At 72.8% G+C, this 23767-nt stretch carries 21 protein-coding genes and 1 pseudogene; 8 read left to right on the top strand and 14 right to left on the bottom strand.

Annotated elements, in window-relative coordinates; translation table 11 throughout:
• Positions 1 to 30: 30 nt before the first annotated feature.
• The 7 genes from SCK26_RS32695 to SCK26_RS32665 all read right to left on the bottom strand — a co-directional run bounded on the left by SCK26_RS32695 (position 31) and on the right by SCK26_RS32665 (position 7933).
• Positions 31 to 1299, bottom strand: a complete 1269-nt coding sequence (locus SCK26_RS32695) for an ABC transporter substrate-binding protein (RefSeq protein ID WP_318204954.1) — start codon at positions 1297 to 1299, stop codon at positions 31 to 33.
• The gene (locus SCK26_RS32690; RefSeq protein WP_318204953.1) at positions 1296 to 2417 is read right to left on the bottom strand and encodes a branched-chain amino acid ABC transporter permease; all 1122 of its coding nucleotides are present in this window, start codon (positions 2415 to 2417) and stop codon (positions 1296 to 1298) included. The genes SCK26_RS32695 and SCK26_RS32690 overlap by 4 nt, the downstream gene beginning before the upstream one ends.
• Entirely contained in the window at positions 2410 to 3306 is an 897-nt protein-coding gene (locus tag SCK26_RS32685) for a branched-chain amino acid ABC transporter permease (protein WP_318204952.1), read from the bottom strand. The genes SCK26_RS32690 and SCK26_RS32685 overlap by 8 nt, the downstream gene beginning before the upstream one ends.
• Positions 3303 to 4181 (bottom strand): ABC transporter ATP-binding protein, encoded by an 879-nt coding sequence (locus SCK26_RS32680; protein WP_318204951.1) that lies wholly within the window; start codon positions 4179 to 4181, stop codon positions 3303 to 3305. The genes SCK26_RS32685 and SCK26_RS32680 overlap by 4 nt, the downstream gene beginning before the upstream one ends.
• On the bottom strand, positions 4178 to 4966 hold the full coding sequence (locus SCK26_RS32675) for an ABC transporter ATP-binding protein (RefSeq protein ID WP_318204950.1): 789 nt from the start codon (positions 4964 to 4966) through the stop codon (positions 4178 to 4180). Before SCK26_RS32675 ends, SCK26_RS32680 begins: the two co-directional genes overlap by 4 nt.
• A gap of 307 nt (positions 4967 to 5273) precedes the next feature.
• Positions 5274 to 6536, bottom strand: coding sequence for a helix-turn-helix domain-containing protein (locus SCK26_RS32670; protein ID WP_318204949.1), 1263 nt, complete (start codon positions 6534 to 6536; stop codon positions 5274 to 5276).
• 449 nt (positions 6537 to 6985) lie between these two features.
• Entirely contained in the window at positions 6986 to 7933 is a 948-nt protein-coding gene (locus SCK26_RS32665; protein ID WP_318204948.1) for an NADP-dependent oxidoreductase, read from the bottom strand.
• Between the two features lie 116 nt (positions 7934 to 8049).
• On the opposite strand from SCK26_RS32665, the gene SCK26_RS32660 reads away from it, so the two are divergent.
• Positions 8050 to 8808 carry an SDR family oxidoreductase gene (locus SCK26_RS32660; RefSeq protein WP_318204947.1) on the top strand — a complete coding sequence of 253 codons (759 nt, stop codon included), beginning with the start codon at positions 8050 to 8052 and terminating at the stop codon, positions 8806 to 8808.
• 16 nt (positions 8809 to 8824) lie between these two features.
• On the top strand, positions 8825 to 9505 hold the full coding sequence (locus SCK26_RS32655; protein WP_318204946.1) for a helix-turn-helix domain-containing protein: 681 nt from the start codon (positions 8825 to 8827) through the stop codon (positions 9503 to 9505).
• Between the two features lie 27 nt (positions 9506 to 9532).
• Here the strand turns inward: SCK26_RS32655 and SCK26_RS32650 are convergent, their stop codons facing one another.
• The 3 genes and pseudogenes from SCK26_RS32650 to SCK26_RS38055 form a co-directional block, all read right to left on the bottom strand.
• The gene (locus tag SCK26_RS32650) at positions 9533 to 11191 is read right to left on the bottom strand and encodes a CTP synthase (protein ID WP_318204945.1); all 1659 of its coding nucleotides are present in this window, start codon (positions 11189 to 11191) and stop codon (positions 9533 to 9535) included.
• 46 nt (positions 11192 to 11237) lie between these two features.
• The gene (locus tag SCK26_RS32645; RefSeq protein WP_318204944.1) at positions 11238 to 11840 is read right to left on the bottom strand and encodes an Lrp/AsnC family transcriptional regulator; all 603 of its coding nucleotides are present in this window, start codon (positions 11838 to 11840) and stop codon (positions 11238 to 11240) included.
• Positions 11841 to 12140: 300 nt separating this feature from the next.
• A pseudogene (locus SCK26_RS38055) lies at positions 12141 to 12224 on the bottom strand (hypothetical protein); the annotation flags it as partial.
• A 9-nt stretch (positions 12225 to 12233) separates the two neighbouring features.
• Here SCK26_RS38055 and SCK26_RS32640 point away from each other — a divergent pair.
• The 5 genes from SCK26_RS32640 (at position 12234) to SCK26_RS32620 (ending at position 16770) form a co-directional block, all read left to right on the top strand.
• Positions 12234 to 12893 (top strand): flavin reductase family protein, encoded by a 660-nt coding sequence (locus SCK26_RS32640; RefSeq protein ID WP_412080805.1) that lies wholly within the window; start codon positions 12234 to 12236, stop codon positions 12891 to 12893.
• Between the two features lie 204 nt (positions 12894 to 13097).
• Positions 13098 to 13670 (top strand): nucleoside 2-deoxyribosyltransferase, encoded by a 573-nt coding sequence (locus tag SCK26_RS32635; RefSeq protein ID WP_318204942.1) that lies wholly within the window; start codon positions 13098 to 13100, stop codon positions 13668 to 13670.
• A 51-nt stretch (positions 13671 to 13721) separates the two neighbouring features.
• Positions 13722 to 14615 carry a dihydroorotate dehydrogenase gene (locus tag SCK26_RS32630; protein ID WP_318204941.1) on the top strand — a complete coding sequence of 298 codons (894 nt, stop codon included), beginning with the start codon at positions 13722 to 13724 and terminating at the stop codon, positions 14613 to 14615.
• A complete protein-coding gene (locus tag SCK26_RS32625) occupies positions 14612 to 15460 on the top strand; it encodes a creatininase family protein (RefSeq protein ID WP_318204940.1) in 849 nt (282 codons plus the stop codon). Before SCK26_RS32630 ends, SCK26_RS32625 begins: the two co-directional genes overlap by 4 nt.
• Positions 15457 to 16770, top strand: coding sequence for an NtaA/DmoA family FMN-dependent monooxygenase (locus SCK26_RS32620; protein WP_318204939.1), 1314 nt, complete (start codon positions 15457 to 15459; stop codon positions 16768 to 16770). Before SCK26_RS32625 ends, SCK26_RS32620 begins: the two co-directional genes overlap by 4 nt.
• 53 nt (positions 16771 to 16823) lie before the next feature.
• On the opposite strand, the gene SCK26_RS32615 is transcribed toward SCK26_RS32620, so the two are convergent.
• Positions 16824 to 17189 (bottom strand): winged helix-turn-helix transcriptional regulator, encoded by a 366-nt coding sequence (locus SCK26_RS32615; protein ID WP_318204938.1) that lies wholly within the window; start codon positions 17187 to 17189, stop codon positions 16824 to 16826.
• Positions 17190 to 17278: 89 nt separating this feature from the next.
• On the opposite strand from SCK26_RS32615, the gene SCK26_RS32610 reads away from it, so the two are divergent.
• Positions 17279 to 18886 (top strand): MFS transporter, encoded by a 1608-nt coding sequence (locus SCK26_RS32610; protein WP_318204937.1) that lies wholly within the window; start codon positions 17279 to 17281, stop codon positions 18884 to 18886.
• 128 nt (positions 18887 to 19014) lie between these two features.
• Here SCK26_RS32610 and SCK26_RS32605 read toward each other — a convergent pair whose 3' ends face one another.
• The 3 genes from SCK26_RS32605 to SCK26_RS32595 all read right to left on the bottom strand — a co-directional run bounded on the left by SCK26_RS32605 (position 19015) and on the right by SCK26_RS32595 (position 23691).
• Entirely contained in the window at positions 19015 to 19503 is a 489-nt protein-coding gene (locus tag SCK26_RS32605; RefSeq protein WP_318204936.1) for a GNAT family N-acetyltransferase, read from the bottom strand.
• Between the two features lie 124 nt (positions 19504 to 19627).
• Positions 19628 to 21934: a prolyl oligopeptidase family serine peptidase gene (locus tag SCK26_RS32600; protein ID WP_318204935.1), complete on the bottom strand. Its 2307-nt coding sequence runs from the start codon at positions 21932 to 21934 to the stop codon at positions 19628 to 19630.
• Positions 21910 to 23691 (bottom strand): N-acetylglutaminylglutamine amidotransferase, encoded by a 1782-nt coding sequence (locus SCK26_RS32595; RefSeq protein WP_318204934.1) that lies wholly within the window; start codon positions 23689 to 23691, stop codon positions 21910 to 21912. Before SCK26_RS32595 ends, SCK26_RS32600 begins: the two co-directional genes overlap by 25 nt.
• Positions 23692 to 23767 lie beyond the last annotated feature (76 nt).

Below are 23767 nucleotides of genomic sequence, written 5' to 3'. Positions count from 1 at the left end.
TTCGGGCCCTCGGGTCCTCGGGTCCTCGGGTCAGGAACGCTGTCCGAGGTAGTCCTCGACGCCCGGCGCCCGGTGCGCGTCCTCGACGCCGGCCGTTCCGCCGAGCGCCTTCGCGTCCGGCTTGAGGACGTAGGTCGACAGGCTGGCCGGGCGGGAGGGGTCGGAGAAGTCCTGCGGGGTGCCGAGACCGGTGTCCAGACCGGTCTGCGAACGGTGCGCCTTGACGACGTCGGCGCGGGCCAGGCTGCCGGCCGCACACGCCTTCTTCAGGTCCTCGCCCATGAGCTGGGCCGCGTTGTAGCCGGAGAGCACACCGGAGTCGACGGCGGAGTCCGGGTACTCGTCCTGGTAGGCGGCGACCATCTTCTTGACGCCGGGCAGGTGGGAACTCACGGCCGGGGCGGCGCTGACGATGCTGAGCATCGCGACCAGGGCGGGCGCGGCCTGGGTCTTCAGCAGCTGCGGGGCGTAGCCCGGCGCGCTGGTGACCACCGGGACCTTCAGTCCGCTCGCGGCGGCGACGCCGGCCAGGGAGGCGGTCTGGGCGGGGCCGGCGCTGATCAGGACGGCCTTGACGCCGGCCTTGGCGAGCGCGGCGACCTGCGCGGACAGGTCGGTGTCGGTGGCCTGGATCTTCTGGCCGACGACCGTGATCCCGGCCCGCTCCGCCGCCCAGGTGGAGCCTTCCAGCGCGTTGTCGCCGTAGTCCCCCTCGAAGTAGACGTGGCCGATCTTGTCGCCCTTCCTGATGTTCTTGGTGCGGGTGAGGTAGTCGACGGCGGCGAGTGCGTCGACGTCGTAGGTGGTGCCGAGGACCTGTACGGCGTCCTTGCCGAGCAGGGAGGCGGACCAGGCCTGCGGGAAGGTGAGTAGCTCGTCCCGTTCGATGTCGTCGAGGAGGGCGGCGACCACGGGTGAGCCGATGACCTGGGGCAGGGCGACGACGTCGGGGGCGATGTCGGCGTAGGCGGTGACGGCCTTCTGGACGTCGTAGCCATGGTCCTTGACCACGATCTCGATCTTCCGGTGGCAGATCCCGCCCCGGGCGTTGGTCTGGTCGGCCCACAGCTGCTGCGCCTGCACGATGCTTTTGCCGAGCGTGGCGTACGGGCCCGTCAGGTCGGTGAGGGCACCGAGTCTGATGGTGTCGGCGGTGACGCCGGGCCCGGTGCGCACACCGCCGGCTCTCGTGCCGCCGCCGTCGCCGCTCTTCGCCTTGGAGCTGCAGCCGGTGGCCGCGACGAGCAGGGCCAGGGACACGGCGAGTACGGCCCGGGTGGTGCGGTTCCTGGGGTTCACGGGGTGGGCTCCTTGGTTCGTACGGCGGTCGCGGTGGACGTGGGGCCTGCGGCCGGGCGGTGCCGGCTCCGGACCCGGGCGCGCAGCCGGCGCGGGAGTCCGCTCAGGCCGTCGGGGGCGAAGAGCAGGATGAGGACGATGGCGGCGCCGTAGAGGTAGCGGGAGGCCTCGGTGGGGCCGAGGCCGCCGTCGGCCGAGCCGGGCGTGGCGACGAGCGGGAGCCGGTCGGCGTACCGGGTCATCAGCAGGGGCAGCGCGGTGACGAGGACCGCGCCGGCGGTGGCGCCGGCCACCGAGCCGAGGCCGCCGACGACGATCATCGCGAGGTAGTCGACGGACAGGGCGGGCCCGAAGTAGTCCGGGACGACCCGGCGGAAGGCGAGTGCCAGCAGGGCGCCGGCCAGGCCCGCGTACATGGAGGACATGACGAACGCCCCGGCCCGGTACCGGGCCACCGGTATGCCCATGACGGCGGCGGCGGTCTCGCTGTCGCGCAGTGCCTTCAGGGCGCGGCCGGCCCGGGAGCGCAGCAGGCCGCGCGCGGTGAACCAGGTGAACGCGAACAGGGCCAGGCTCAGGTACCACAGGCGTTCTTCGGCGCCGAACGGCACGCACAGGACGACGAGTTCGGACTCGCTCGCGCCGAAGGCGAAGGACCCGACCGAAAGCGGCGGTACGGAGAGGCCGTTGAAGCCTCCGGTGACCGGTTCGGCGCTGACCAGGATGTGGTGGCCGAGGAAGACCAGGGCGAGCGTGGCGACGCCCAGGTAGACGCCGCGCACCCGGCCGGCGACCGGGCTGAACAGTCCGCCGGCCAGTCCGGCCAGCAGGACCGACGCGACCAGGGCGACGGCGGTGGGCAGTCCGGCGCCCGGTTCCTCGCCGGCCAGCCAGGTGTAGCCGTACGCGCCGATCGCGAGGAAGAAGGAGTGGCCGAGGGAGAGTTGGCCGGCGGTGCCGGCGAGCAGGCCCAGTCCGACGGCGCCGATCGCGGCTGCCATCGCGAACAGGCCCACGCGCAGCCAGAACACGTCGAGGTAGAACGGCGGCGCGCACAGCAGGGCCGCCAGGAGGAGCGTGAGGGGCCGGCGGGCGCGGCGCGCGGGGAGATCAGACACGGGCGGCACCCTTCGCGCCGAAGAGTCCCTCTGGCCGGACGATCAGGACGACGACCATCACCGCGTACGGCGCCACGTCGCCGAACCCGTCGCCGAGCACGCGCAGTTCGGACTGGTAGCCGGCGGCGAACGCCTCGGTGAGCCCGATCAGGAGGCTGCCGGCGAGGGCGCCGGCGGGTGAGGCGAGACCGCCGAGGATCGCGGCGGGGAACGCGGCCAGCGCCACCTGGCCGGTGGTGCGCTCCAGGCCGGGGGCGGGGAACGCGGCGAGGAACACGGCGGCCGACGCGGCCAGGGCGCCCGCGAGGCACCAGGCGCCGGTGCGCACCCGGGAGAGCCGGATGCCCATCAGGGCGGCCGCTTCGGCGTCCTCGGCGGCGGCGCGCAGGGACAGCCCCCAGGCGCTGTACCGGAAGGCGGCGAAGACGGCGCCGATGACCAGGCAGGAGACCACGATCGCGGCGAGCCTGCTGTCGGCGACGGTGACCGGGCCGATCCGGGTGACCGAGTCGGCCCAGGGGTCGCCGAGCGGCAGCAGGTCGCCGCCGATCCGGCGGGACAGGTCGGTGAGCAGCAGCACGTCCACGCCGATGGTCACGATGGTCTGCGCATGGGCGGCGTGCGGGCCGGCGCCGCCGCGCTGGAGCAGGAGCCGGTCGACGGCTCCCGCGACCGCCGCGGTGACCGCCGCCGCCGCGGCGAGGGCGGCGGCGAAGCCGAGGTGGGTGTGCCAGACGGCGGTGAGGTACCCGCCGAGCAGCAGCAGGGAGCCGTGGGAGAAGTTGAGCACGCCGGAGGCTTTGAAGATGACGACGAAGCCGAGCGCGACCAGGGCGTGTACGGCGCCCAGGGACAGACCGTTGAGGAGGCTGGTGAGGAAGGCGTTCACGCGGCGTCCTCCCGGTCGCTCGCGGTGCCGAGGTAGGCGCGCAGCACCTCCGGGTGGGCGCGGACCTCGTCGGGCGTGCCCTGGGCGACGAGACGGCCGAAGTCGAGCACGGTGACCTCGTCGGCGAGGCGCATCACCAGGCCCATGTCGTGTTCGACCAGGAGTACGGACAGGCCGAGCCGGGCGCGGACCTCGGTGACGACCTCGGCGGTCCGGGCCCGCTCCCCCGCGTTCATGCCGGCCACCGGTTCGTCCAGCAGCAGCACCCGGGGCTCCAGGCAGAGCGCGCGGGCGAGTTCGACGCGCTTGCGGTCACCGTACGGCAGCAGCGCCACCGGCCGGTCGAAGTGGGGCCCGAGACCGGTGAGTTCGGCGATCTCCCGGACCTTCTCCAGGTGTTCGCGCTGCTCGCGTACGGCGTGCGGCAGGCGCAGCGCCCCGGCGGCGAATCCGGCGCGGGTCAGCGCGTGGCGGCCGACCATCAGGTTGTCGGCGACGGTGCCCTCGGTGGTCACGATGTTCTGGAAGGTGCGGGCCACTCCCAGGGCCGCGATGCGGTGCGGGGCGAGCCGGGTGAGGTCGGTGTCGCCGAGGCGGACGGTGCCGCAGGAGGGCCGGCAGAGCCCGGACAGGACGTTGAAGAAGGTGGACTTCCCGGCACCGTTGGGCCCGATGAGGGCGTGCACGGTGCCGGGGGCGACGGTGAGGGAGACGCCGTCCAGGGCGGTGAGGCCGGCGAAGCGGACGGTGACGCCGTGGACGTGGAGGGGCGGGACGCCTTGGCCGGTCGGCGCCGTGCCGTGGGTGGCCGGCGCGGTGCGGGGAGCGAGCGGTGGGGTGCCTTCGGCGTCCGGCGGGATCCGGTGAGTGTTCACGCGGCCCCCTGCCCGGACGTGTCGGCTTCCTCGCCCAGATAGAGGCGGCGGACCGCGTCGGTGCGGGCCAGTTCGGCGGCCGGGCCGGACAGCCGTACTTCGCCGACGTCGAGGACATGCGCGTGGCCGGCCAGCGACAGGGCCATCCCGGCGTTCTGCTCGACCAGCAGCACGCCGGTGCCCTGGTGGTTGATCTCCCGGATCACCTCGGTGATCCGCTCGACCATCAACGGGGCGAGCCCGAGGGAGGGTTCGTCGAGCAGGAGCAGGCGCGGCGCGGCCATCAGGGCGCGGCCCATGGCGAGCATCTGCTGCTCGCCGCCGGAGAGCAGCCCGGCCGCCTGCCGACGGCGTTCGGCCAGCCGGGGAAAGAGTGCGAACACCCGCTCCCTCGCCTGCCGTCGCCGGTCCGGAGTGCGCCGGCCGGGGCCCAGACCACCGCTGCGCAGATTCTCGTCCACCGTGAGATTCGCGAACACCCGCCTTCCCTCCGGGACTTGCACGACACCGGCGCGGACCGCCGTGACCGGGTCGCGGCCGTCCAGGACGGTGTCCCCGTAGGCGATGCGGCCCGCGGTGACGGCACCCCGGTGCAGCCGCAGGGTGCCGGACACCGCCCGCAGCAGGGTCGACTTGCCGGCTCCGTTGGCGCCGAGCAGGGCCACCACCTCGCCGGGCGGCACGGTCAGGGACACGGCGCGCAGGGCCGACACGGCGCGTCCGTAGGCCACGTCAAGGTGCTCCACGGTCAGAGCCGGCCGGTCGTCCAAGAGTGGTGCGGGCATCGCGGCTCCTCGGGTCCGTGCGGAGGGCACGGGGGCTGCGGGTCAGGGGGCACTCACGACAGCACACTTGGCGATCAGCGGTACAGGCGTCCCGGTCCGCTCGGTGCGCCGGCCCAGTAAGGGCGGCACGGGCCTGTGCGCGGGCCCAGCCGAAGTGGTCCGGGGACGGGCGGGGGCCCGGCCGGACAGGGCGGGGCGCGGGCGGAGAAGGAGGCGGGAACCGGTTGCGGGAGGGCCCGGCGGCGGGCTGCCGAGGATCTGGTCGCGGCCCTTCGGCTACGGCGTCATGGGCGCCGCGCGCCGGTGGTCAGCGCGGGGGGAGCCGGCGCGCGGCGAGGGCGAGGCTGATCTCCACCACGTCGGACGGCCGGGACAGCGAGCGCCCGGTGAGCTGTTCGTAGCGGCGCAGCCGGTTGAGGACGGTGTTGCGATGGCAGTAGAGGCGTTCCCCGGCCCGCTGCGCCGAGCCGTCGCAGGCCAGCCAGGTGGCCAGGGTCTCCACCAGCACGTCCGCGTCGGCCGGTTCGAGTCGGGCCAGCGGCCCGAGGACCCGCTCGGTGAGGCACGCGGCGAGTTCCGGCGCCGACACCACCATCGCGGCCGGCAGTTGGTCCGCCAGCCGGACGGTGCCGCCCTCGGCGGGACACAGGCCCAGCGCCAGGTCGGCCTGGGCCCGGGCGTCGCCGACGGCCGCGAGACCGTCGACCGCGTTGCCCATGCCGACCCGGGCGCCCGGCACGGGCGGCGCCACCGGATCGGGGAGTCCGCCGTCCTCGGTGAGCAGGATGCCGTAGTCCACGTCGACACCGGTGTGCCAGTGGACCCGCGGTGACCGCTGCGGCAGCGCGGCGCGCGGGCCGGCCGAGCCGGGAGGCCGCCCGCCGGCGACCGCGACCACCACGTAGCGCCCCTGCTCGGGCAGTCGCAGTGCCTCGGCCGCCTCCGGCAGGTCGGCGATGCGGCTGGTGCCGTCCAGCAGCGCGGCGGCCAGCAGCCTGACCCGGTTCTCGCGCTGCCACGTCATCCGTCTCTCCGCCTGCCGGTAGGCGTCGGCCACGAGGGTGCAGTGTTCGTCGACGAAGTTCCACACATCGGCCGCCACGTGCACGAGCAGCCGGACGTCCTCCGGTGCCGTGCGGGCGGTCTCCTCCACCAACGCCTGCCACACCATCGACCCGCCGAGCCTGAAGGCGTGCAGCAACGCGTCCAGGGGCAGGCCCTGTTCGGCACGGGCGGCACCGATCCGCCAGGAGCACTGCCGGGCCGCGTCCCGGGTGCCACGCGGGTCGATCAGCGACGTCACGCTGTGCCGCAGCGAGCGGTGCGCCTCCTGCCAGGTGCCGTGGGAGTCGGTCCGGAGCGCCGACCGATACGCCGGTTCCTGTTCCCGGAGCACCATGAGCAGGCGGTCGGTGAGACCCGCCAGATCGTCCAGGAGCGCCCGGGCCGCGCGGTGCAGCACACCGACCGCGTCGGCGTCGATCAGTGAGCGCGTCCGTGGCGGCCGGGGCGGGGGTACGACCGCCGGGCCGGGGCGGAGCGCCGTCGGTGTCCTCGAAGCCTGGTGCATCGCGGTCGTCCCCCCGGAGTCGGCTCGGCGACGGCGGCGCGTTCGCGGACTCCTCGGCGGCTCGTCGCGGGCCGCCGGGTCCGCGCGGTGGCTGCCGCCCGTCTGGTCCCGCCCCGAAGGATGGCATACCGTCCGGTCGGTCAATAGGGTCGTGCAGCGCCTTTTCGCCTCCGGAAATGCGGCGCGGACCGTCGCGAGCCCGGTGCGAGCCCGTACCGTGCCCGGCGCGAAGACGCCCCGCCGCCCGGTGCGGACCAGGCGGCGGGGCGTCCGCCGAGGGACTCGGCGAGGGTGCGGACGGTGTGCTCGGCCGTGCGGACCGGCGCACGCCTCGCGTGGCGGGCCGAGGCGGGCACCGCGATCGCGAAGAGGTCCCCTGCGGGTGTTCCACTGCCGCGCCCTCTCTCGGGCAGCGGCCGGGTCCGGGGTCCTCCCATCCGGCGACCGGGTCACGGGACGAGGACGATCTTGCCTGTCGTGTGACCGGTCATGATCCGCCGGTGGGCGGCGGCGGCTTCGCGGAGCGGGTGGCTGCCGGCGATCAGGACGCGCAGCCGTCCGGCTCCGGCGGCTTCGGCGAGCGGCAGGCGCGCGGCGGCGCGGATGTCCGTGCCGGGGTCCGCGCCGGGCCCACCGCCCAGGAGCCTGATGCCGGCCCGGACCCCGCGTTCGAACGCCGCGATGGTCGCGACGCGGGACCGGTCCGCCACGAGTTCCACCGAGACGTCCACCGCCTCGTCGGTGCCGACCAGGTCGGCCGCCGCGTGGACGCCGTCCGGCGCTGCCGCGCGTACCCGGTCGGCCAGGCCCGGCCCGTACGCGACCGGAATCGCGCCGAGGTCGCGCAGCAGGTCGTGCTTGGCCGGGCTCGCCGTCCCCAGCACCGTGGCGCCCCGTTCGACGGCCAGTTGCACGGCCATCAGGCCGACGCCTCCCGCGGCGCCGTGGACCAGCACCGTGTCGTGCTCGCGCACGCCGGTCGCCTCGAGCACATGCGTCGCCGTCGCGCCGGCGACCATCAGACCGCCGGCCTCCTCCCAGGAGAGACCGGCCGGTTTGGGCACCACGGACGAAGCCGGGGCGAGGAACGCGGCGGCGTACGCGCCGGGCGCCCGATAGGCGATCACCTCGTCGCCGACCTCGATCCGGCCGGCGGGACCGGTCGCGCCGGCGCCCACCGCGGTCACCACACCGGCCGCCTCGGCGCCGAGCCGCATCGGCAGGTTCGCCGGATCGGTGCCGAAGGCGCCGCTGTACAGCTTGTGATCGACCGGGTTGACACCGACGGCACGGACCTCGATGCGCACCTGGCCCGGCCCGGGCTCCGGTACGGCGACATCGACCACCGACAGCACTTCGGGACCGCCATAGGCACGCGCTACCACTGCTTCGCTCATGTCGGCGGACAACACGGCGCCGGACGGGCTGATTCCTCCTCGTGGAGAAGTTTTTTGAACGGAGCGCTCCGCTCCGATAGAGTCGAGCGGACCGATCACACCGACGCGGAGGACACATGCACGCCACGACCAAGCCCACGGCCCTGGTGACCGGCGGCAGCCGGGGAATCGGCGCGGCAACCTCGCGGGAACTCGCGGCCCGTGGCTACCGCGTAGCCGTCAACTACTTCTCGAACCGTGCGGCGGCCCAGGAGGTGGTCGGGCTCATCGAGGCCGACGGCGGCGAGGCCTTCGCGGTCCGGGCCGATGTGTACGACCCCGGCCAGGCGGCCGGGCTGCTGGAACGCTCGGCGGCCGACGGGCGCCTGGACGTCCTGGTGTGCAACGCCGGCGCCCGCTTCACCCCCACTCCGGTGCGCGCCCTCGCCTGGGACGACTTCAGGACGAAGGTGACGGACGAGCTGGCGTCCGTCTACACCCTCACCCAGCGCGCGCTGGCGCTCATGGGCCACCGGGGACAGGGCCGGATCGTGTACGTCTCCAGCGCGGTGGCCGACGGCCCGCCCGCCCCGGGCATGGCCGCCCACGGCACCGCCAAGGCCGCCCTGAACACCTTCGCCCGCTTCGTCGCCCACGAGGCCGGTCCGCTCGGCATCACCGTCAACGTCGTGGCGCCGGGCTACGTCCGCACGGAGAGCAGCGCGGGCATGCCGCCGGAGTTCCGGCGGCGGCTGGCGGAGAACACGCCCCTCGGACGGGTCGCGGAACCGGACGACGTGGCCCGGGCGATCGCCATGCTCGTCGGCGAGGACGCGGGCTTCGTCACCGGCGAGGTGCTCACCGTCGACGGCGGGCACGGGGTGGCCCGCCGGTAGGGAAGAATGCCTGGTCATGGATGACACGCAGACCGGCAGGCCGCGCGGCCGCCGGCGGGAGGCGGACCGCAACGACGCCCGTCTCCTGCGGGCCGCGCGCGAGGTCTTCGCCGAACTCGGCTGGGACGCCCCCGTCTCGGAGATCGCCCGGCGGGCCGGTGTCGGCATGGGCAGTCTCTACCGCCGTTATCCCAGCAAGGACCTGCTGGCCCAGCGGATGCGCATCGTCGGGATGGAGCAGCTGATCGCCCAGGCGCGCGCGGCTCTCGCCGAGGAGCCCGACCCCTGGGCGGCCTTCACCCGGTTCCTGCGGGACGCGCTCTCGTCCCAGGGCGCGAGCGGTCCGCTGCTCCCCCTGGTCGGCGGACGGCTGCCGGCCACGGACGAGATCGCGGCCGCCGCGGCCCGGCTGCGGACCGCGCTCGACGACCTGGTGGACGGCGCCCACCGCGCAGGCGTGCTGCGCGCCGACTTCGGCTCCGCCGACATCCCCCTGCTGCTCGAACACCTCACCGCGCGGATGCCCGTCACCGACGAGCGCGCCACCGCGCTCCACCTGCGGTACCTGGACCTGGTCCTCGCCGGACTGCGCACCCCGGTCACCGGCGGGCCCACCGCGCTGCACGGCCCGGCACCGGACTGGGCGGAACTCCGCGAGCTGTGGAACGCCCGCGAGGACCCTTCGCCCGAGGGCTGAAGCCGGTGCGGCACGACGCTGTGGCGATCAGCGGGACCCGCGGCCGGTGTGGTGTTCGACGGCGGCCTTGACGAGGCCGGCGAAGAGCGGGTGCGGGCGGGTGGGCCGGGAGCGCAGCTCGGGGTGGGCCTGGGTGGCGACGAGGTAGGGGTGGACGCCGCGCGGGTACTCCACGTATTCCACGAGCTTGCCGTCGGGAGAGGTGCCGGAGAAGACGATGCCGGCCTTCTTCTCCAGTTCCGCGCGGTAGGCGTTGTTGACCTCGTAGCGGTGGCGGTGGCGCTCCTCGACGTACTCCTTGCCGTCGTAGACCTCACGGACGATGGAGCCCTCGGCGAGCTTCGCCGGATACATGCCCAGCCGCATCGTGCCGCCCAGGTCGCCCTCGCCCGCCACGATGTCCATCTGCTCGGCCATGGTGGAGATCACCGGGTGAGCGGTGCCCGGGTCGAACTCGGTGGAGTTGGCGTCCGGGATGCCGGCCAGGTTCCGCGCGGCCTCCACGACGATGCACTGCAGGCCCAGGCACAGCCCCAGCAACGGGATCCCGTTCTCCCGGGCATAGCGGATCGCGCCGACCTTGCCGTTGACACCGCGCTCGCCGAACCCGCCGGGGATGCAGATGCCGTCCACGTCCGCGAGCTGGGCCTGGGCACCGGCCGGGGTCTTGCAGTCGTCGGAGGTCACCCACTTGATCTTCACCCGGGCACGGTTGGCGAACCCGCCCGCGCGCAGCGCCTCGGTGACCGACAGATACGCATCAGGCAGGTCGATGTACTTGCCCACCAGCGCCAGGGTGACCTCGTGCGCGGGATTGTGGACACGGTCGAGCAGGTCGTCCCAGGTGCTCCAGTCCACGTCCCGGAACGGCAGGTCCAGCTTGCGCACCACATAGGCGTCCAGGCCCTCGGTGTGCACGACCTTGGGAATGTCGTAGATCGAGCGGGCGTCGGGACAGGCCACCACCGCGGCCTCGTCCACGTCGCACATCAGCGAGATCTTCCGCTTGATCGCGGTGGGCACCTCACGGTCGCAGCGCAGCACGATCGCGTCGGGCTGGATGCCGATGTTGCGCAGCGCCGCCACCGAGTGCTGGGTCGGCTTGGTCTTCAGCTCACCGGACGGGCCGATGTAGGGCAGCAGCGAGATGTGCACCACGAACACGTTGTCCCGGCCCACCTCGTGACGCACCTGGCGCACGGTCTCCAGAAACGGCAGCGACTCGATGTCACCGACCGTGCCCCCGACCTCGGTGATCACCACGTCGACCTCGTCGGTGGCCATACGCCGGATACGGTGCTTGATCTCGTTGGTGATGTGCGGGATGACCTGCACCGTGTCACCCAGATACTCCCCGCGCCGCTCCTTGGCGATCACGGTGGAGTACACCTGGCCGGTGGTCACGTTGGCCGAACCGTCCAGATCACGGTCCAGGAAACGCTCGTAGTGACCGATGTCCAGGTCGGTCTCCGCACCGTCGTTGGTGACGAACACCTCACCGTGCTGGAAGGGGTTCATCGTGCCCGGGTCGACGTTCAGATACGGGTCGAGCTTCTGCATCACGACACGCAGACCGCGGGCCTTGAGCAGCATGCCCAGACTGGAGGCCGTCAGACCCTTGCCGAGCGAGGAGGCGACACCCCCGGTGACGAAGATGTGCTTGGTCGTCGTGGATTTGGGCGGCATGGCCAAGAGGGGGCTCCCGTGGTCGCTGGCGGTGATGCGGGGCGGCTCATCCGGGCTGGTCGCTCGCGGCGGAGCCGTGTGCGGAGACGTGCGTGAGGATCTCCGTGTCGCAGTCGAGGATGTGCGGTAGTGCTCCGAGCGTGCCGACGACGAAGCCGTAGAGGCCGCTCTCGTCCTCGGCACACACGTCCGCGAGGATGTTGTGACGCCCTGTCACCGCCGCGCAGAAGCGCACGTCCTCGCAGGCGGACAGGGCGGTGCCGACGGTCTCGAGACCCGCCGGGTGGACCTTCAGCCGCACGCGTGCCGTCACGGGACGGCCCAGGACGGCCGGATCGGCGGCGGTACGCAGGCGCAGCACCCGGCGCTCCAGCAGGGAGGCCACCCGCCGTCCCGCCGTGGCGGTGGAGAACCCCAGCTCTTTGCCGAGGTCGGTGAGGCTGATACGGGCGTTCCTCGTCAGGACCTCGGCCACCCGCCGTTCGGTCGGCGTGAGGTCGTGCCGGCGTGCGGGTCCGGGCAGGGGCCGGACCAGGCTTGCCCGCAAGCGCTTCTCCTCCTCTGCGGTCAGGACGGGGGCGTGCCAGTCGGCCTCGGTGCGAAACGGGCGCAGGGTGATGTGTGTCCCGAGCACCGCGGCGTCGGGCATGCCGGGCGTTTCCTTCAACGGCGAGGGCAGGCGCGGCCGTCCCCGTACGAGCAGGTGGCACCACAGGAGGCCCGCCCCTCCGCTCACAGCGGCGACGTTAAGCACTTCGGGATGCCTTGCCAATCCTTGGCAGACATTTTCCAGACAATTGCTTGTGGTCCGCATCCTCATGTGGACGGAGTACCCGAATCCGCTGCGCACGGGGTCGAGATCGGCCGTGCAGCGGATGAGGCCCGCGTCCAGGAGCCGCTGGACGCGCCGTGCCACCGAGCGCTCATGCTCCCCGAATATGCGTCCGACCTCTGCCACTCCGGCCCGGGGATTGATCTGGAGTGCTGCCACGATGCGCTGGTCAAGGTCGTCACAGATGTCTGGATCGTTCATCACGCGGCAATGATGGCAGGATCTTTATCAGAAAACCTACAGATCTTGTCGGCTTCAATCACCTGGGGCACACTTGGGGACCCATCGCCGAACCGGCGCCTGGCGGGCTTGTCCTGTGTGACCTGCCTGTACGGGCCGAAAGGACAGGGCTTGTTAGGCGAGAGCACCACCGCAGCAGTCCAGGACCCCGTGACCTCAGGTGCGTTCCGCTCTGTGCTGGGGCGCTTCTGTTCCGGCGTCACCGTCGTCACCGCCATGGGACCCACGGGCCCCGCCGGATTCACCTGCCAGGCGTTCTCGTCGCTCTCCCTCGACCCGCCGCGCGTCATCCTCTGCGTCAGCCGTGCCTCGACCAGCTGGCCGGTGATCAGGAGCAGCGCGGCCTTCTGCGTCAACGTGCTGGCGGAGGAGCAGCGTTCGCTGTGCGAGCGGTTCGCGCGCTCCGGCGGTGAGAAGTTCGACGGCGTGGCCTGGACCGCGTCACCGGACGGCGCGCCCCGCCTGAAGGGCGCGACGGCGTGGATCGACTGCCGTGTGCACACCGAGCACGACGGAGGCGATCACCTCGTGGTGATCGGTGATGTGCGCCGGCTCGAGGCACCGGCCGACACGCCGCAGCCCCTGTTGTACTACCGCGGCCGGTACGCGCGCCTGGCCGACGCCTGCTGAACCGGCGCGCGCCGGGCGGCAGACCCTCCGCACGGCGCGCGCGTCCCCCTGCCGCCCTCTTCCCTCCCCGCGCCACCGGTACGGCTGCGCGTGTCCGCACGGCCGCCGTACCGCGCACCACGCTGCCCGTGTCCGGGCCCGTGCACCGCGATCGTCAGCCCGGCGTAAGTCATCACCCCCCGAACAAGAAGGAGTGACAACGTCATGGAATCGAAGCAGGGAACCCGTGCCGAGGAGACGTCCGCACAGCGCGGCGGCCTGCTCCAAGGACTCGACGTCTTCGTGGGCGGACCGATCCAGCACGCCATCCTGGCGGACGGGTTCGTCGGTCACCTCCAGGACGCGATCACGACGGCGATCGGCATCGCCCGGGACAACGGAGCCAACGTCTTCTCGGCGCACGTCGTGGAGAAGTTCGGGGCCGAGACGGCGTCCTTCACCCCGGAGCAGGTCTCCGTGCGCGACTTCCGCTGGATGAGGAAGTGCGACGTCTTCGTGCCCGTCCTGCCGGTGCTGGAGGACGGTACCCTGCGACGCACGGACGGCACCCACGTCGAACTCGGCTGGGCCACGGCCCTCGGGCGCCCCATCGTCCTGATCACCAAGCAGCCGTTCGTCGACTCCGCGAGCCACCTCCTCAAGGGCCTCCACCGCGTGGGGTCCGTCCAGGCCATCGACTTCGACGAGTTCACCGAGAAGCCGACGCTGCTCATCGACGCCGTGCTCGCCGCCACCGAGCGGCAGCGTGAGGCCGTCGGCGCGAGCCTCGTCGCCTAGCAGGCACCCGCCTCATCGCCACCCGTTTCATCCACCGGACGGAGTCATCGAGTGCCTGACGTGTCGATATTAGGCCTGTCGCCGGCCAGTCCCGTGATAGTCGGTTCCGGACTGCTGACGGACCAGGAACGCAACATCCGCCGGCTCATCGAGCGGGGCGCCGGAGCGGTCGTCACCAAGACCATCCACCCGAACCCGCCGCAAGGCCTCGACGAGCGGATCATCCGTCTGCCCGTCGGCATGCTCAACAGCACCACCTACTCCAAGCGACCGGTCAACCACTGGCTGGGCGTGCTGCGTTCGTTCGCCGACGACCGGCTGCCGGTCATCGCCTCGCTCCACGCCGACAGCCCGGCCGAACTCGCCGCTCTGGCCAAGGACGTCGAGGCGACCGGGTGTCAGGCCCTGGAACTCGGCATCTCCTGCCTCAACGAGGAGGAGGGCCTGGAGGACGACAATCCCGACCGGGTCTACGCCTACACCTCCGAGACCCGCGGCAGAACGGCGCTGCCCCTCTCCGTCAAGCTCGCCGTCGGCGAAGGGCTCCAGGACCGGGTACGTGCCGCCATCGCGGGGGGAGCGGATGCCATCACCCTCAGCGACACCATCGGCGGCGCGGCCGTGTCCCCCGCCACCGGAGGCCTCGAACTCGGCGGTGTCTTCGGCTACTCGGGCCCCGGTCTCAAGCCGCTCGTCCTCGCCGCCGTCTGGCAACTGCGCAAGAAGGGAGTCGAGTTGCCGATCATGGGCTGCGGCGGAGTCACCAGCGGTCGCGACGTGGCCGACTACCTCAGCGTCGGCGCGAACGTGGCCCAGGTGTACACGGCGCTGCACACCGACATGTACGAGACGCTCGAACGCATCGTGGCCGAGACCAGGGACCTGGTCGGCGCCGGCGCCACTGCCCGAAGCGGCGCGCACGCACCCGAGGGAGCGGCACTGTGAGCGGCCGTCAGCCGGGCGCCCCGCTCCTCACCGACCTGACCAGCGCCCAGGTCGCCGACACCGTGCGCGGACGCACCGTCGTATGGCCCATCGGCGCGATAGAACAGCACGGCCCGCACCTGCCCCTGTCCGTCGACCTGATCCTGGCGGAGGCCTTCGCCGGCGAGATCGCCAGGGAACTCGACGCCTTCGTCCTGCCCGCACAGGCCATCGGCGCGCGCTCCCTGCCGCAGAGCGGCGGCGGACTCCACTTCCCCGGCACGGTGTACATGGCCGGTGACACCCTCGTCCGCTTCCTGCGCGAGACGCTCACGGCCCTGGTGGCCCTGCCCATGGCCCGGCTGATCGTGGTCAACGGGCACTACGAGAACGAACCGTTTCTCTTCGAGGCGCTGGACCAGGTGCGCGAGCGAGGCCTGCTGGACAGCACGGAGGTCTTCGCCTTCAGCTGGTGGAGCCTGGTCCGCGACACCTGGACGGACGCGGAGATCCCGGAGTTCCCCGGCTGGCACGCCGAGCACGCGGGAGTCACCGAGACGAGCCTCATGCTCCACCTGCGGCCCGACCTCGTCACCGACGAACGTCCCGACCACGACAACCCGCCCCGGGCGGGCGTCTATCTGCACCCGGTCGACGTGGCGCAGACCACCCACCGCGGAGTCCTCTCCTCCACCACCGGCGCCGACGCCGGCCTCGGGGAGAAGCTGCTGCGCCATGTCGTGGACGAGACGACGGCCATGGTGCGCGAGGGCTCGGGACTGCTCTTCGCCCAGACCCGTCCGGACCGCCGCGCGGACGCACAGCACCGGACCGCCGCACGTCCCGAAGGGGGACACCAGCCGTGACCCGCAAGTTCCACCTCGCCTGTATCTTCAACTTCACGCCGGACGACTGGCAGGGCCCCTTCGGCAGCGGAGGCTCCCCGTGGGACGGCAGGTTCCACACGGAGGTGGCCCAGGCACTCGAACGCGCCTGCTTCGACTACGTGATCATCGAGGACAAGCTGATGGTCCCGGAGAGCTACGGCGGCTCCGCCGAGCGGGCCCTGCGGCAAGGCATGGTCGTCCCCAAACACGACCCGGTCCCGCTGGCCGTCGCGATGGGCCTGAACACCTCCCACCTGGGCATCGTCGCCACCCTGTCCACTCTGGCCTACCCGCCGTTCATGACAGCGCGGCTCGCCTCGACGATGGACAGCATGCTCGGCGGGCGCTTCGGCTGGAACATCGTCACCAGCGCCGAGGACCTGGCCGCGCAGAACTTCGGCCTGGAGAAGCTGCCGCCGCGCGACGTGCGGTACGCCATGGCGGACGAGTACGTCGACGTCGTACGGCAGCTCTTCGCGTCCTGGGACGAGGACGCCGTCGTGCTCGACCGGGAGAACGGCGTCTACGCCGACCACACCAAGGTCCGCCCGATCCACTTCAAGGGCGAGCACTACAGCGTGCGCGGCCCGTTGAACACCGTGCCCTCCCCGCAGCACCGGCCCGCCTTCGTGCAGGCCGGCGCCTCCCCCCGCGGCCGGGTCTTCGCCGCGCGCAACGCCGACTCGGTCATCGCCATCGCCAACGGTGTCGCGGGAATGCGGGAATTCCGCGACGACGTGCGCAAACACGCCGAGGCGGCCGGTCGCGACCCCGACGACGTCAAGGTGCTGTTCTGCGTCACGCCCACGCTCGGCGAGACCGAACAGGAGGCACGGGACAAGCACCAGCGGATGATCTCGTCACCGCAGTTCATCCACGACATCCTCGCCGAGACCTCCGCGCTCACGGAGATCGACTTCGCCCGGTTCGACCTGGACGAGCCACTGCCGTACCGGCTGGAGACCAACGGGGAGCAGGGGTCGCTGGACCAGCTCCAGCAGTGGGGCAGCGGCAAGACACTGCGGGAACTGGTGCTGGACGCCGCCGGAGGACTGGTCTCCTCGGTGGAACTCATCGGCACACCCGACCAGGTGGCGGAGCGGATGGGGGAGGTGATGGAAGAGGTCGGCGGCGACGGGTTCATGCTCACCACCCCGGTGCTCCGGCTGAACCGCCGCTGGGTCGCCGATGTCACCGACGGACTCGTGCCCGCGCTCCAGCGCCGCGGACTGACCCGGGCCGCGTACACCCCCGGCCACACCTTGCGGCAGAACCTCGCCGAGTTCTGAGCCCCGCGACAGCCGGCCGTCCGGTCCCGGCGCAGCCGCCCGCCAAGCCCTGGTCAGGCGGACGCGCCGGGACCGGACGGCGCCTCGCGGCGCACCGTGTCGCGGTACCAGCGGCCCCACGCGTCCAGCTGCTCCGTGATGGAGTCCAGCGTGTGGCCGACGTCGGTGAGGGCGTACTCGACCCGCGGCGGCACCTCCCGGTACACCGTCCGCTCCACCAGCCCGTCCGCCTCCAGCTCCCTCAGCTGGCGGGTCAGCATGCGCTGGGTGACACCCGGCAGCGCACGCCGCAACTCGCCGAACCGGTGTGTGCCCGCGACCAGCTGTTTGAGAATGGCCAGTTTCCAGCGACCGCCGAGCAGTTCCATGGCGAACTCGACCGCACAGTGGTCGGAGGCTTCCTCCACCTTGGAACGCATCCCTGACCTCCATTGGTATACAGCGTGGTACTAGGTGACACGAATGACCGTACTTGCAGGCCGCGTTGGTACTTACGGAAGCTGAGACTATGACAGAGAGCAAGGCTCCCGCCGCGGCCGGATCAGCCGACGGGAAGAAGAGCGCGGACCCATCGGCCGACACCGGGGGGCCCGCGCGGCCGGACCTTCCCGCGCGGCAGCGGTGGCTGGTACTGGCGGTGGTGTCGGGCAGCCTCTTCCTGTGCGGCATCGACCTCACCGTCCTGCACGTCGCGGTGCCGAGCCTGAGCCGGGACCTGGAACCGAGCCCCGCCCAGCTGCTGTGGATCGTCGACGTCTACTCCCTGACGCTCGCCGCCCTCCTGGTGACCTGCGGCACCCTCGGTGATCGCATCGGCCGGCGCCGCATGGTGCTCAGCGGCTTCTTCACCTTCGGCCTCGCCTCCGCCGCGGCCGCCTTCGCGACCTCGACCGCACAGCTCATCGCGGCCCGGGCCGCGCTCGGTGTCGGCGCGGCGATGATCATGGCGTCCACGGTGGCCATCATCCGGGTGGTCTTCCCCGACGACCGCGAGCGCGCCGTCGCCCTCGGCATCTGGACCTCCGCGCACAGCGTCGGGGCCACCATCGGTCCGCTGGCGGGCGGTCTGGTGACCGAGAGGTGGGGCTGGGGAGCGGTGTTCCTCATCAACGTCCCCATCATCGTCGTCATCCTGGCCGTCGGCGCCCGCGTCATCCCCGAGTCGCGCAACCCCGTACCCCGCCGCTGGGACGTGGCCAGCGTCGCGCTGTCGGTGACCGGTCTGGCGGGCGTCGTCTACGCGCTCAAGCAGGCCGGCGAACACGCCGGGCTGAACACCGTGATCGTCGTCACCGGGCTCGTCGGAGGCGCCCTGATCCTTGCCTTCGTCCGGCGGCAACGACGCCTGTCCGAGCCGCTGCTGGACTTCACCCTCTTCCGCGATCGCCGCTTCACCACCGCCACGCTGTGTGTCATCGGCTGCTTCGGCAGCTATGTCGCCCTGCTGTTCTTCCTCACCCAGTGGCTCCAGCAGGTGGGTGCGTACTCGCCGCTGCGCGCCGGGCTCGCGCTGATGCCGCTGGCGGGCGCCAACGCCCTCGGCGCGGTCACGGCCCCCTGGACGGCGAGCCGGTGGGGCAACCGCTGGGCGCTGACCGGCGCGCTCTCCTTGTTCGCCGTCGCGTACGCCGCCATCGCGGCCGTCGGCGACACCGCGCACTACGGCGTCCTGCTCGTCCCGCTGCTCGCCGCGGGGTACGGCGCCGGCATCGTCATGACGCTGGGCGCCGATTCCATCATGGGCGCCGCGCAGCCCGAGCGGTCCGGGGAGGCGGCGGCCATCCAGGAGACGTCCTTCGAGCTCGGCGCGGGACTCGGTGTCGCCGTCCTCGGCACCGTCCTGACCGCCGTGTACCGCACGGGCCTGCCGCAGGTGCCGGGCCTGTCCGCAGACCAGCGGGCCCGGGCGCGGGAGTCGTTCGCCGCGGCGCAGGACGTCATGGCACAGGTGCCGTCCGAGACCGCCCGCGAGGTGCTGCGCTCGGCACGGCACGCCTACGACCGGGGCTTCACCGCGGTGTCGGTGATCGCGGCGGTGGGCCTGGCCGGCACCGCGCTCATGGCGGCGACCTTGCTGCGTCCCCGCCGGGGCGCCGGGCGGACCGGCGGGCACTGACCGCTCACGCCCGTGGCGGCGAGGGCTCGAACCGCCGGAGCGGACGGCCGGCTACCGGGCAGGCGGCTCGGGAGGAACGATCGGCGGCGCCGTGATCGGCTCCGCCGTCCTCGAAGCGGCACACCGCGTCACGCCGGGGGAATGCGGAACTCGAATTCGGGACGGTCCCACGGCACGGCGGGCGGGTTCGCGCGCGCGGTCCCGGTCCGCACCGCGCCGGCGCGGTGGTAGAAGCCCTCGGCGGGAAGATGCGACACGACCTTGACGCGGTCGAGCCCGGCGGCTCGGGCCTCGGACCGCATGTGCGCGACGAGCAGGCGTCCGATACCGCGTCCTTGCACCTCGTCGGCGACGAACAGCAGGTCCAGCTCCGGTGGAGCGAGGACGAGCGAGTAGAACCCGAGGACCCGGCCCTCGTGCTCGCCGGCGCCGACGGCTACGAAGGCGCGGTGGGCCTCGATGTAATCGGGACCGACCCGGTAGCCCGCGACCGCGGCTGCGTACATGCCCTTGTACGCGCCCGAGCCGCGCACGAGCCGCGTGAGCCGCTTGGCATCCCGCGCGACGGCCCTCCGGATCGTGACCGACCGGCTGAGCGGGGAGGTGCGTGAACTCATCCGACGAGTATCGCGCACCGGGAGTGCCTTCGTGCGACGGGTCGTCCGGGGGTGGCTCCGCGAGTGTCCGTCCGCGCGCCGCCGCCGGAACTGTGGCGGGTACGGCCCGCACTCCTGGGACGGGTCAGGTGCTCAGGTGCCGCTGCAGCCAGTCGGCGGCGGCACGGCGGAAGAGCCGGCGGTTGTCGGCGCGGAGGAACTCGTGTCCTTCGTCGGGCAGGGTGAGCAGTTCGGCGGTCACACCGCGTTCGCGCGCCGCCCGTACGAACTGCTCCGACTCCCCGGGCGGCACATTGGTGTCGTGCTCCCCGTGCACGGCGAGCACCGGTGCCCGCAGCGCGTCGACGCGGCTCATCGGTGACAGCGTCCGCAGCAGTTCGCGGTCGCGTTCGGGATGGCCGTACTTGTGGGCCGCCGACTGGGCGATCCAGGGTTCGGTGCCGTCGAAGAACGTCGCGAGGTCCGACATGCCGCACACCGCGATCCCGGTGCGGAAGAGGTCCGGGTGCCAGACCAGGGAGGCGAAGGTGAGGTAGCCGCCGTACGAGCGTCCCATCACCGCCAGCCGGGCGGGGTCGGCCGGACCGGCCAGCACGGCGTGGGCGGCGCAGTCCGCCACGTCGTCGATCGCGGCGAACCGTCCCCTTCCCAGGTCCGCGTCGACGAACGACCGGCCGTATCCGGAGGACCCGCGGACGTCGGGTGCGAAGACGTCGAGTCCTCGCCCGAGGATCTCGTGGTACAGCGGGTCGAGGACGGGGCGCTCCTGGTCCTCGGGGCCGCCGTGCAGATGGATGACGCAGGGCGCCGGTTCGCCGGGGGCGCGGCCCGGCGCGCGGTAGTACCAGCCGTTCAGCGGCAGCCCGTCCCGGGCGGTGGGACGCAGCGGGACCGGCCGCACGGGCGGGCGGCCCGGGGGAACGGCGTCCTCGTCGCGCGACGACCACGGGGTGCGCAGCGGGGTCGCGCCGTCGGGCAGCCACCAGATACCGGGGCGACGGCGGGACCCGGACAGGGCCAGGACCAGCCGGGGGCCGGCGCCGGTGATGCGGGTGACCACTTCGTGCGGCAGGGACACGGACCGGGGCGGGCCGGAGTCCGTCCCGCGCCGGGCGGACGCCTCCCGGTCCCGCCCGGGCCGGCCGGCCGCGCCGGCCTCCGTCCCCGGCCGGCCGGCCGCGCTGGTGTCCAGGACCTCCACCTCGCTCATGCCCCGGATGTTCCAGGCGAGCACGGCGAAAGCGCCGTCGCGGGCACAGCTCAGCAGTTCCAGGTCGCTGTTCTCCCGCGAGGCGGCGACCGACCAGCCGCGCGGTCGTCCTTCCGGGTCGAGCGCTGCGGCGAGGAGGACCGCGAATTCCCGGTGGGCGTTGCTGCGCAGCCAGAGGGTGTCGGCGCGGGGTGAGAAGCTGCCGATCCACGGGTCTCCGTCGGCCACCGGCATCACGCAGGTCGTCACCTGGTCGGCGGTGCGCAGTACGACGGCCTCGCGCCGGCCGCGCGGTCCCCGGCGCAGCAGCGCGAGCGCGCCGTCCCGGCTGAGATCGCACACGCGGAGCGTCGCCGCGTCCTTCTCGAGGGCGAGCAGGACGGGGGCGGCGACACCGTCGGGGTCGACGAGGTACGCCGACAGTCCGTCGCCGAATCCGGCTGCCGGTGCGGTCCTGCCGTCCGGCGCGCCGATCGCCGCCGTCCCCACCGTGAGCACGGATGACGGCAGCCCGGGCCCGGGGTCCGTGTGGGGTGCCGGGCCGAGGAGCTTCGTGTCGCCCGTCCGGCCCTGCCAGTGGGCCGGCAGACGGCCGTCGGCCGAGCCGGGACCGGGCGCACCGGCCGGTGCCGTGGCGTCCGGGGCGGGTACGGCGGTGGGCACCGCTACGGTGACCGCGACCGCCGACCCGTCGTGCGCCCAGCAGCCCAGGTGGGCCGAGCTGCCCGGCTCGGCTCCGGCGAGGATGTGCCGGTCGCTGCCGTCGGGCCGGACACAGAGCACACGTGTGTGCTCACCGCCGCCGGGAGCCGTGGTGTAGGCGATCCAGCGGCCGTCGGGCGACCAGGACACCTCCGTCACGGGGTCCGGTCCGTCGTCGAGCAGGTGCACGGCCTCGCCGTCCACGGGGCCCGTCCAGAGCTGTGGCACACCGCCGCGGTCGCAGATGACGGCGACGCGTGTGCCGGACGGGTCGGCCGAGGGGTACCAGCAGCCGTGCGCGATGAGCCGCGTCGTCGCCTCGCGCGGCCCGGAGGCGTTCGGCAGCGGGACGCGGGCGGGCGCGGCGAAGGCGGCGGCAGGGCCGCCCGGGGGCGGTGGGGGCGGGGGAACGGTCCGTTTGGGGTGGGTGGTGGACGGCCGCCCGGCTCCGGCCGGGCCGGTGTCGGGCGGCCGTACCACGAGCGGCTCCCCGGTCAGATTCCGTGCGTCTGCAGCCATATCTCCAGCAAAGCCACTTGCCACAGTGCGTTCGCTCCGCGCTTGGTGCGGTGTCGGTCGGGGGCCGCCAGGAGTTCGGCGACGTAGGAGTCCCGGAAGAGGCCGCGTCCCTTCGCCTCCGGCGCGCCCAGCGCCTCGCGCACCCTGTCCAGGACGGGTCCGGCCATGTGGGTGATCGCCGGGACCGGGAAGTAGCCCTTGGGACGGTCGACGACCTCGCGGGGCAGCAGTTTGCGGCCGGCCTCCTTGAGGACGCCCTTGCCGCCGTCGGCCAGCTTCAGCTCCGGCGGGCACGCGGCCGCCAGCTCGACCAGTTCGTGGTCGAGGAACGGCACGCGGGCCTCCAGGCCCCAGTCCATCGTCATGTTGTCGACGCGCTTGACCGGGTCGTCCACCAGCATGACGTGGGTGTCGAGGCGCAGGGCGGCGTCGAGTGCCGTCTCCGCCCCCGGCGCCGCCATGTGCTCCCGGACGAACCGGCCGGAGACGTCGTCGGACGGCAGCATGTCCGGTTGCAGCATCGCGGCGAGGTCGGCGTGCGGCCGGTCGAAGTACGTCTCGGCATACCTCTGCGGCTCCTCTTCGCGGGCCGCGGCCGCCAGTTGCGGGTACCAGTGGTAGCCGGCGAAGACCTCGTCGGCGCCCTGTCCGCTCTGCACGACCTTGACGTTCTTGGACACCTCCTCGGACAGCAGGTGGAAGGCGACCACGTCGTGGCTCATCATGGGCTCGCTCATCGCCGCGACCGCCGCGTCCAGAGCCGTCGAGACCCGCTGCGAGGGAACCACCAGCTGCTGGTGATCGGTGGCGAACTCCTTGGCCACCAGGTCGGAGTAGCGGAACTCGTCCCCTTCGTCGCCGCCCTCCGCCTCGAAGCCCACGCTGAACGTCGCCAGGTTCCGCTGCCCCTCGTCGGCCAGCAGGGCCACGATCAGGCTGGAGTCCAGCCCTCCGGACAGCAGGACTCCGACCGGGACGTCGGCGACCATCCGCCGCCGTACGGCGGTGCGCAGCGCCTCCAGCACCGCGTCCCGCCACTCGGCGGCGCCCATGCCGGCGTGCTCCGGGCGGCGCGTGTACGACGGCTGCCAGTAGCGGTGTTCCCGGTAGGTGCCGTCCGGCTCGACGACCCGCACGGTGGCCGGGGGAAGCTTGCGCACCCCGGCCAGCACGGTCCGGGGGGCGGCCACGGTCGCGTGCCAGCTGAGGTACTGGTGTACGGCGGCCGGATCGAGCGAGGTGTCGACGCCGCCGGCCGCGAGCAGGGCGGGCAGCGAGGAGGCGAAGCGCAGCCGCCCCGGGGTCTGTGCCAGGTACAGGGGCTTGATGCCGAGCCGGTCGCGGCCCAGGATCAGACGGCCGGTCCGGTGCTCGACGAGGGCGAAGGCGAACATGCCGTAGAAGCGGTCCACGCAGGCGGTGCCCCATTGCCGGTAGGCCGCGAGGACGACCTCGGTGTCGGAGGTGGACCGGAACCGGTGGCCGAGGCCCGTCAGCTCCGCGCGCAGTTCCTGGTAGTTGTAGATGCACCCGTTGAAGACGCCGGTGATCTGCTGCTCGGTGTCGGTCAGGGGCTGCGCACCGCGCTCGGAGAGGTCGATGATCTTCAGTCGGCGGTGTCCCAGCGCGACGGCGTCCCGCGACCACACCCCCTCCCCGTCGGGCCCGCGGCCGGCGAGCCGGTCGTTCATCCGCTCGACGGCCGCCAGGTCGGGACGCGTGCCGTCGAAGCGCATCTCTCCGCTCAGGCCGCACATCGGGAACGACCTCCCTGCTGCGCGTACGGGTCGCACAGGGTGCGCGACGGTGAGGTGCGCGGCGGGCCGCCCGCCG

Source organism: Streptomyces sp. SCL15-4, assembly GCF_033366695.1.
GTDB lineage: Bacteria > Actinomycetota > Actinomycetes > Streptomycetales > Streptomycetaceae > Streptomyces.
The sequence above is the reverse complement of the archived record's forward strand: the minus strand, read 5'-3'. Positions and strand labels throughout refer to the sequence as shown.

Excerpts from the sequence above, each read along its gene's own strand:
- SCK26_RS32595 (WP_318204934.1), bottom strand. The coding sequence starts at position 23,691 with ATGTGCGGCCTGAGCGGAGAGATGCGCTTCGACGGCACGCGTCCCGAC.
- SCK26_RS32610 (WP_318204937.1), top strand. The coding sequence starts at position 17,279 with ATGACAGAGAGCAAGGCTCCCGCCGCGGCCGGATCAGCCGACGGGAAG.
- SCK26_RS32660 (WP_318204947.1), top strand. The coding sequence starts at position 8,050 with ATGCACGCCACGACCAAGCCCACGGCCCTGGTGACCGGCGGCAGCCGG.
- SCK26_RS32675 (WP_318204950.1), bottom strand. The coding sequence starts at position 4,966 with ATGCCCGCACCACTCTTGGACGACCGGCCGGCTCTGACCGTGGAGCAC.
- SCK26_RS32600 (WP_318204935.1), bottom strand. The coding sequence starts at position 21,934 with ATGGCTGCAGACGCACGGAATCTGACCGGGGAGCCGCTCGTGGTACGG.
- SCK26_RS32615 (WP_318204938.1), bottom strand. The coding sequence starts at position 17,189 with ATGCGTTCCAAGGTGGAGGAAGCCTCCGACCACTGTGCGGTCGAGTTC.
- SCK26_RS32605 (WP_318204936.1), bottom strand. The coding sequence starts at position 19,503 with ATGAGTTCACGCACCTCCCCGCTCAGCCGGTCGGTCACGATCCGGAGG.
- SCK26_RS32645 (WP_318204944.1), bottom strand. The coding sequence starts at position 11,840 with ATGCCCGACGCCGCGGTGCTCGGGACACACATCACCCTGCGCCCGTTT.
- SCK26_RS32655 (WP_318204946.1), top strand. The coding sequence starts at position 8,825 with ATGGATGACACGCAGACCGGCAGGCCGCGCGGCCGCCGGCGGGAGGCG.
- SCK26_RS32635 (WP_318204942.1), top strand. The coding sequence starts at position 13,098 with ATGGAATCGAAGCAGGGAACCCGTGCCGAGGAGACGTCCGCACAGCGC.
- SCK26_RS32640 (WP_412080805.1), top strand. The coding sequence starts at position 12,234 with ATGATGGCAGGATCTTTATCAGAAAACCTACAGATCTTGTCGGCTTCA.
- SCK26_RS32670 (WP_318204949.1), bottom strand. The coding sequence starts at position 6,536 with ATGCACCAGGCTTCGAGGACACCGACGGCGCTCCGCCCCGGCCCGGCG.
- SCK26_RS32650 (WP_318204945.1), bottom strand. The coding sequence starts at position 11,191 with ATGCCGCCCAAATCCACGACGACCAAGCACATCTTCGTCACCGGGGGT.
- SCK26_RS32665 (WP_318204948.1), bottom strand. The coding sequence starts at position 7,933 with ATGAGCGAAGCAGTGGTAGCGCGTGCCTATGGCGGTCCCGAAGTGCTG.